The sequence below is a fragment of the Paenibacillus sp. E194 genome (assembly GCF_000935845.1).
Taxonomy (GTDB): Bacteria; Bacillota; Bacilli; order Paenibacillales; family Paenibacillaceae; genus Paenibacillus_B; species Paenibacillus_B alvei_B.
The window spans coordinates 1-8235 of the sequence record NZ_JMDX01000245.1; the positions used below are offsets into that span (position 1 = coordinate 1).

The 8235-nt window shown below is 36.9% G+C and carries 8 protein-coding genes and 2 pseudogenes; 4 read left to right on the plus strand and 6 right to left on the minus strand.

From position 1 onward, the window contains the following. Nucleotides 1–445 precede the first annotated feature (445 nt). From AZ66_RS23925 to AZ66_RS23935, 4 genes are all read left to right on the plus strand, one after another. On the plus strand, nucleotides 446–1708 hold the full coding sequence (locus tag AZ66_RS23925) for a helix-turn-helix domain-containing protein (RefSeq protein WP_044357152.1): 1263 nt from the start codon (nucleotides 446–448) through the stop codon (nucleotides 1706–1708). Nucleotides 1709–1959: 251 nt separating this feature from the next. After that, the gene (locus AZ66_RS30915; RefSeq protein ID WP_082061706.1) at nucleotides 1960–2130 is read left to right on the plus strand and encodes an aspartyl-phosphate phosphatase Spo0E family protein; all 171 of its coding nucleotides are present in this window, start codon (nucleotides 1960–1962) and stop codon (nucleotides 2128–2130) included. 90 nt (nucleotides 2131–2220) lie between these two features. Further along, nucleotides 2221–2418 (plus strand): hypothetical protein, encoded by a 198-nt coding sequence (locus AZ66_RS23930; RefSeq protein WP_156160063.1) that lies wholly within the window; start codon nucleotides 2221–2223, stop codon nucleotides 2416–2418. 1133 nt (nucleotides 2419–3551) lie between these two features. Further along, on the plus strand, nucleotides 3552–3821 hold the full coding sequence (locus AZ66_RS23935) for a hypothetical protein (RefSeq protein WP_044357155.1): 270 nt from the start codon (nucleotides 3552–3554) through the stop codon (nucleotides 3819–3821). A gap of 602 nt (nucleotides 3822–4423) precedes the next feature. On the opposite strand, the gene AZ66_RS23940 is transcribed toward AZ66_RS23935, so the two are convergent. The 6 genes and pseudogenes from AZ66_RS23940 to AZ66_RS23965 all read right to left on the minus strand — a co-directional run. Further along, a complete protein-coding gene (locus AZ66_RS23940; RefSeq protein ID WP_044357156.1) occupies nucleotides 4424–4603 on the minus strand; it encodes a hypothetical protein in 180 nt (59 codons plus the stop codon). Nucleotides 4604–4646: 43 nt separating this feature from the next. After that, nucleotides 4647–5102, minus strand: a complete 456-nt coding sequence (locus tag AZ66_RS23945) for a hypothetical protein (protein ID WP_052648809.1) — start codon at nucleotides 5100–5102, stop codon at nucleotides 4647–4649. 320 nt (nucleotides 5103–5422) lie between these two features. Next, nucleotides 5423–5664: pseudogene (locus tag AZ66_RS33035) on the minus strand (transposase); the annotation flags it as partial. 281 nt (nucleotides 5665–5945) lie between these two features. Further along, nucleotides 5946–6497, minus strand: a complete 552-nt coding sequence (locus tag AZ66_RS30155) for a hypothetical protein (RefSeq protein ID WP_052648811.1) — start codon at nucleotides 6495–6497, stop codon at nucleotides 5946–5948. A gap of 248 nt (nucleotides 6498–6745) precedes the next feature. Beyond that, nucleotides 6746–7519 (minus strand): arylamine N-acetyltransferase, encoded by a 774-nt coding sequence (locus tag AZ66_RS23960; protein ID WP_044357157.1) that lies wholly within the window; start codon nucleotides 7517–7519, stop codon nucleotides 6746–6748. 312 nt (nucleotides 7520–7831) lie between these two features. Beyond that, nucleotides 7832–8235: pseudogene (locus tag AZ66_RS23965) on the minus strand (helveticin J family class III bacteriocin); the annotation flags it as partial.

The window sequence follows — 8235 nt, forward strand, 5'->3', positions numbered from 1 at the left end:
TACCTTCTTTCGTTTGTACCCGGAAAACCGTATATTTACTATTACTTCCTCCATCAACACGATAGGTCTCCCCTAGTCTTTCACCCGTTTTATTCGCATAATTCATGTAGGTGAACCGATGTGCATAGGCGTTTTGAAATATAGCAAGTTCTTACTAAAGTAAAAAGACCCACCCAGACAACAAAAGCCATGTTTCCCACGTAATAGGGAAACAGTAGCTTTCAACAATCATGAATTTTGTGTATTCCTAAAATCATTTCGCCTCATTGATTAATCTAGATGCAGAGAAATGAAGTCGTATAATCAAGCCTATTCACCACCCAAAACAAAAGAGTTAGAATTATCTCCTTCCATTTCTTATCTTTCTCATATCATCGATCAATTTACATGAGCTATACAATATGGTAAAATATAGTTGGTCAATTTAGTAAGAGGAGGAAATGAATTGGAATCAACTCTTATTCAAAAGACGATAGGTGAACTAATACTTGATACTAGACGTGCCTCAAATATGTCAATCACGCAACTGTCTGAACTGTCTGGTGTCAACAGAGGCGCTATATCAAGGCTTGAGAATAACGATGTAAAGCGCCCTGAATTTGCAGCTATATATGCCTTATCAGTAGCGTTACAGATTTCTTTTGATGAGATCGTTCATTATTATGTAGATACCGAGAAGAGATCTGACGTATTGCTACATATTTTATCAGTATCGATTCAGCAAAATAGTGACATCGATCTGATAAGAAAAGTTGCAACAAAATACCTTGAAGCTCCTAATGAAGACAGCTTCGACTTAACCGAAAAGCTTTATAAACACATCGCTTCCATTGAAGATCCCTCCATCAGATTATCCTTATATACCCTCATCATTGATCACTCGCGTTCACACGGAATCATGCCCTACATAGCAAAAGGTCTGTACCAACAATATCTTATTGAACGAAATGATTTTAGCAAATTGAAGGAAACTTATTATAGTGGGAAGTATATTCTTCACTACATTGAATTTTTGTCGCAACAAGATCGCATTGAGCTATACTACAAGCTAGGAATTCATGCTTATAATTTGAGACTCTATACTGAGTGCATTCATCATTGCAAGACGATAATGGATAACGGTACAAGTCCCTACAAAGTATATGCACTAGGTATGCTCAGAGACTCATACTTTGCTCTTGAGGAGTATGAAGAATCTGGACTTTACGCATTACAATACAAACAATTTGACTATCCGAATGCCCAAGAAAATGTTATTCTTATGGAAGCATTATTAAATGCAAAAAAAGGAAATGTTGAGCAAGCAATTCAACAACTACTATTATTCCTGCAATCGTGTAGTAATAATTACAAAATTTCGGCAACAAACCAGCTTCTTCGCTTATTCCTGCAACAAAATGATCTAGAAAGCGCTAATAATCTTCTACGCACTAGCAATATAGATCAGTCCCTTATAGACAGGAGCAACCCTTTGATCTGTTCCAGATACGCTGATTATCTTCAAATCAAAGGAGAATACTACTTAGCCGTTGGTGATTTTGAAACATGTATTAATCACTTCTTAGAAGGGGCATTACACTATTCTAAGATTAACGACACGATTAAAGAGAAGAAATGCCTGAATATGATTATGCGAATGAATCTAGATCACAGTGTTTCTCCACAAACTACGTTTGAAAAGTTAAGCAAATATTTCACGCATAGCTAACGAAATGGAGGGTTAAGCATGAAAAACTTAATCAAAAGCCTGTATTTTAAGTCCCTTCTTTATACAGTTACCTTTGTGACAACAGTAGCCGCATTCTCAGGAGATCATGGCAGCATATATCCGTGGTAATGAGGGGAGCATCTTTGATGCTCCTTTTCATTTTTCGACAAAGTGTTGAAGTGTAATATTTTCACATATCTTACTAGAACGTGCATTATACTCAGAAAGAAGAGATAGTGTACGTGAGGTGAGTGATAATAGACTCTTTAGATAATAAAATTAACGAGCTTAGAAAAAAACTTACGGAGATTGTCCAGATTAAGGGCGGATTTATAGACGAAGAAGTGATACTAATCAGCCAACAACTTGATAAATTAATAATCGAGATGCAAATGCGTCAAGGAGAAAGAAAGAAACAATAATTCAATAACTCCGATACTAGTCTCAATGTATTGGGGTTATTTTGTTTCAAACGATAATAATAGATATAGATTCATATAAAGGAGACTGATATGATGGCCAAAGAAGTTGGGGAAATGAATGCTGCGCGTCTTATGAGACTGCTAAAGAGCATTCCTAGCATTTGTATGAATGAAGAAGTTGTTAAGTCAGTATCGAGCATTCCTATAAACAAGCGAATTCATTTTGGATTAGGTGTAAATCTTCTGCTTGAACGATTATACTTCAGCACCGTTGGTGGAAACAATTAAAGCTGAACTAAACAAAAACCGGATATTTTGATCGATATTAAACGATAATACTGCCTTAAAATTGTTGGCGCAGTTGCTCGCACTAGGAACCATTAGATATGTATATATTTATATATAGACTATTTCATCAAAGCCGTATTTTTTACTAACACCCTTGACTTTTGACTATCTTTCATATTAAGCCTCCCATCATGTGTTAATCGACACACAAAGTTGCCCTATTAAAAAAACCTTATTCTGAATAAGGGAAATAAATTTGGATTTTCCATCCTTATGTCCGTTAACTATTTGTCAAGATGATGAACTGGACTACGCCAAAAACAATTAAGATGATGACAAGAACTAAAATAACTGCAATAGTTCTAATAATAAATTTCAAAATTTTTCTAGTTTCCAGATCCATAAATACCACCTCCTACCTTTAAGGTATTAAATAAAGGACAACATAATATCTTCTGCCGTTAATCCTACGCCCCAAGATACAGTAGATGCGATCATTTTGAATCAGAGCGAAATTTACACAAATACATTGGTATCTTCAGTAGGAAATTCTAAGGTCAAAAGAGTTTAAACCGACAATACAACGAACTTCATAACGAACTCCATCAAGGACGGTGGTTAGCTTGCAATCTGCTAAGAAAGAGAGAACCTTGTTTAGCCTGACTCTATTTCTTGTTTCCTTTTTTTATATAGTGCTTAATTAAATCAACTACAAAAACCATAGTCACCAAGTAAACTGACAGCCAAAAAGCTTTAAAATAGTCTCCATAGTCGATGTAGAAGTAAGCTACTACAAAGTTGGCTATGAAAATAATCAAATATGTCAACATCTAATCATCTCTTCTCAGAACCAGGGACATTTTCGCTTTTCAGTGTAATGTCTGGACTTGTAGATACAGCAGACATGAACAAACTGCAAAGCAGAAAAGTCAAAGATGCAATAGATACTTTTTTCAACTTCTTATCCCTCCTATAATATGGTACATTTAGATAAATCCTAAATGTTGATCTTAATTTAACATTTAGTCAAATGCCTGTCTGTCGAATATTGATGCAATAAAAAATAATTTTAGGAGATTTGTTCTCGAAATATCGAATAATGTGAATCAACTATTTTATGGGAGGTCCTGTATTTGCTTATTAAGAGAAATTTTCTGAGTATTTATTTGATCGTAATCACAATTTTAGGTGTATTAAAAGTTCCAGTGACAGTAGTTTGGGGCAGAGAAATGAAGTATGAATCCAAGGAGTACGTTCCTCTGTGGGAGTTACAAGGCGAACAAAAAGTTGGTGAATTCTTTGTTGCTTATCAATTGGATTATTTGAGGCTATTATTTGAATTAGGTTTCGCTACACTTATTGTTTATGTACTGTATTTAGTTTTCAAACCTGATACAGAATAATAAAAAGGATGCGTTTTTGAGGGCATCCTTAATTTCATATAACAGCCAAAGTAACCCCCTTTCATTTCTCCAGCATATTCCTCACATCCCTTTGTTCACGATACGCTCGATTTACGTATTAATTGAAGGAAGATAGTTGCCTTTTCGATTTCCTTTTTACCAATCGAGTATCTTCGTTAGCGTTTCCCATTTCACTCTTTCTTGATGTTTTTGGATAACTCATTAAGAAACGTCATGCCACATTCGTAATTTTCACGAGGGTTTTGTACGCTCCATTGTTTGTCATCATCGCAATCTCCGGGGTTTGACCTTCTGCTCCCCTGACGTATATATTTCTGTGCTGTCGAGCATTCCTATAAACAAGCGAGTTCATTTTGGATTAGTTGTAGGTCTTCTGCTTGAACGATTATTACTTCATCACCGTTGTTGGAAACAAATTAAAGCTGAACTAAACAAAAAACCGGAATTTCTTTGACTTTGATTATCTTTGATATTAAACCTCCCATCATGTGTTAATCGACACTAAGTTGCCCCCCATTAATAAATCAATCTCTTATTTAATAAGGACACCCGAAGGTGTCCCTGTTTTAGCATTGTTCCCATCACTTCCGCCGTTTCATACCTCTTATTGTAACCACAATCCAAACAACAGCTAAAACATATGCAATAATATCTGTAACCAAGTAGTTCATTTTGAGCAAAACAAAGAATGTGACAATAAATAATATTGGGAGAATGACAGCTGTTGCATTGGTTAGCTTATTAAACTTTTTGTCTTCCAAGCTCTCACCACCTCTAGATAAAAGTTGTACTCGGGACTTTTACTTACAGCAATAACATCAATGCTTTAGTGATCCACCAAGCAACCGTCTCGTTCCCTGTTACTGCAAGTGCTCCTGCATAGACAGCATCTTCAACAGCGCCAGTAAAGTTGTCAATTACATTTAATAGCGTAGCAAAACCTGCTGTGCCTCCCAAAGCTACCTTCACACTATCAGGAATCAGATCCCATGCCGCCTTTAGAGCTTTAACTGCCCAACTCAACTTTCCTTTTACTTCGTACTCAGGCGATTCTTTTTCGTTAATCAATTTGACGAAATCCTGTTTTTCTTGCTCAGAAAAACCAAAATAGTTAGCGACTTCATCAAGATCTGTCGTAGTGTTACCTTGTGCTTGCAATACTACTTGCTGAACCTTCGGACTTGCAGACGCAGAAACAACCGACATAAACAAACTGCACACAAGAAGTAAGGCCAAAGATGCGATAGATACTTTTTTCATCTTCTATTTCCTCCTATAATTTGATACATTTAGAATTTATCTAAATGTCGATCTTAATTTAACATGCAGGCAAGCACCTGTCTGTCGAACAATGATAGTATAAAAAATTATTTTTAGAATTAAGTAATCAAAATGTCGCTTTATGTAATTATGTATAGTCCTGCTAGATTTATTGTATGAAACTTTTATACCTCATTCAGAATAATAAAAAGATGCCCTATAGGAGATCCCTACAAAAGCCTCAATATTATTGAGCTGAAAGCCAAAAAATGAAAAAAAGAGCCCCATAAGAGAAAAAAGCAGTCTATCCTCACCCGAGGAGTAGGCTGCTTTTGCTCTATTAGCTTTACCATCCGCTTTGCGTTTACAACGAACGCGGTGAGGTAGGCTTGTTTCGCATACGAAAGATACCTGGATATTTAGCCGTGCCCATACCGTGGAATCTTTTCATTTCTGCATTTTTATGTTCAATGATTGGTCTTCGCTTGATTCGATCCTTGAACGCATCGCTTAATTCGAACTCGATCTGTTCCTTGAAATGTTCAGCGATGATTCGAATCGTCCGAATTCACGAGTACGTCTCAAAGTCCCCCTTGATATACCAAGTTAGTCCTGTCTCCTTGCAAGGGAACTAGTCCTTTTTTTTACTGCTTTTATCCTTTCGAACCAACAAAAATAGTGCTGAGGAAACGAACAACAACCGTGAGATTCTAATCGTCAGATTGAACCCCTCACCACCTAAATTACTTATACCAAACAAAATATCAAGTAAGGATACCAAACCTGTAATGATAAGTATAATCAGTGCCAGTATATACACGTTTAGTCCCTCCTTTATTTGCCTTACAACAGGAAGAAGACAATAGCTCTAGCTGCAATTTCAGCCAACCATTTAGGCAACCCAACATATTCTAAAGCATATGTGAGTCCATCCTCTGCCATGCCTGTAAAGTTAACCATAACATTTAAAGCTTCCATTAACACTTGATAACCAAGATAATATTTAAGAGTATCTTTTGCTCCTTTGCTCAATAATGGGATTTTATCCACATAGTTAGCTATCTGCTCGTTCCAAGCCCGCGATCCAACATTCTTGAGTTTTTTGATCATTGCTTTTGCTGCTTCTTTTGCGGCTTTACCTTTCAATCCCAACGTGCTTGCTTCACCAGAAGCCTCAACTATTCCAAGATTCGTACCTACAGTTCTGAAAAGATCTGCGTAGTCAACTTGTCTCAATTCCAATTCAATTCTATCAAGTTTTGAAAGACTAGAGATGTCAAACGAGCTTGGAGTGGTAGCTGTAGGAACAACATTAGCAAATACAGGTGATGTCACAGAGAAGATAATTGCCGTAGACAGTGTTGTGGCCAGAAGACGTTTCACACTAGGTTTCATTTCTGCATTTCCTCCCCTTCATAATTTATCACATTATACCCAGATAATGTAACTAATCTAGTTATATAGTATATTTATTCCATTGTCAACCATTTTTAGATATAATTACTCTATCGATTTTTCAATCTTATGTAATAAACTAAGAAAAAGTTTGAATATAAAAAAGGAAAAGGTAAATATTTTATTTCGGTAGCATATAAGATCTGCTTCCTATCTAATAACATGTATTCTCGATGAGGCTCCATACATTATGTTTTCTTCTCATTGAATATGCTTAAGGCATTTTCGTACATTTGCTGATCGATTTGAAACTTTTCCGTAACCCATTCTCTCAACTCATCAGGGTTTAGATGTCTTTCCACCTTCTCATGCTGAAAATATTGCTTTAGCACATTATCGTTCAACGAAGTCGGAATTCCATTGATATAGCCGAAAATTTGAATGTTTTGCAGCATAGGTGATGTATCCCAATTGTTCGCATTCCTAATCAGCGGAGTCATTTTTTCTAATACTATCGGATTGGGATCAATGGTTTTAGTAGGTCCGGGGTTTCGAATAATTTGAATTTCATTCTGAGATACCTGATAGGTAAAGACTTCCCTTACATTTTTCACTTGAAAAGATTGATACAGCGGGTATGCCTGAAATAGCGGAGCACAATACCCAACATCTACATAGTAAGGTTGATCAAGGTCTACGCGCAAACACAAGTGGCCAGGGTCCATGTACATATAAGAAACGGAAAATCCAAGCCGGGATAGCAGCCAATGAAACCCTATTGCATTTGTCCAGCATGTTCCTCCCATCCCTTTGTTCACGATGCGCTCGATGTACGTATCAATAGAAGGGAGGTAGTTTCCTGTTCGATTTCCTTTTTCCCAATCGATTATTTTCGTCAGCGTTTCCCATCTTACTCTCTCTTGATGCCTCTGAATAAGTTCATTGAGAAACGCCAAGCTTATAGGCTGCTTTTCAACCGACAGAAAATGAAGAAACCGAGCAACTAACGCTTCATATTCCATAGTGAACTCCTTTCATATGCTTTCACGATATTTATCCCATTGAACAAGGCGTCTTTCCTATATTTATTATCTCCCTCATCGCTTGTAATTTCCATATTTTCCAGTCTATATTTCAAAATTTAATCTAATTAGAGCTGCAGTTGTAAGAGCGATATTCCCATGTACCCGATGATGGTCGACATTCTAAGCATTCATCTGTTGTGAGCTCCAATACTTCTTCAAGACGACAAAAAAGCCACCAAATTGGCAGCTTATTATGTTTGCACTTGATTTCTGTTTGGAATTATGTACTAAGGTTGACCCGTTTGACCGCTATTTAAATACGCTATCAGGAACGTAATAAACTTTCTGTGTATCTTTCTTATTTACGGGATCCGTAACGATTGTAAAATATACGTTGCCGTTTTTGGTCTGTACGCCCTCGATTTCATGAGTCCCCACATTCGTAATTTTCACGAGGGTTTTGTACGCTCCCGAGTTTGTCATCATCGCAATCTGCGGGGTTTGACCTTCTGCTCCGCCTGACGTATATATTTCCATGCTATCGAGCATATCAGCTCCCTGGAAAGACCCGTTCGGTCTGACGATACCATCACCCGACTGCGTAAAACTGGTCACACATGCGTTTATCGCCGCCGCACTATCCAGACGAACTTGTTCGTTGCTATCAAGAAGTTTATTCAATGCCACTGTGTCATATATCGACCAAGTTACGG

Bases quoted from the DNA above. Each gene is read 5' to 3' on its own strand.
- AZ66_RS23960 (WP_044357157.1), bottom strand. From the start codon at position 7,519: ATGGAATATGAAGCGTTAGTTGCTCGGTTTCTTCATTTTCTGTCGGTT.
- AZ66_RS23930 (WP_156160063.1), top strand. From the start codon at position 2,221: ATGATGGCCAAAGAAGTTGGGGAAATGAATGCTGCGCGTCTTATGAGA.
- AZ66_RS30155 (WP_052648811.1), bottom strand. From the start codon at position 6,497: ATGAAACCTAGTGTGAAACGTCTTCTGGCCACAACACTGTCTACGGCA.
- AZ66_RS23945 (WP_052648809.1), bottom strand. From the start codon at position 5,102: ATGAAAAAAGTATCTATCGCATCTTTGGCCTTACTTCTTGTGTGCAGT.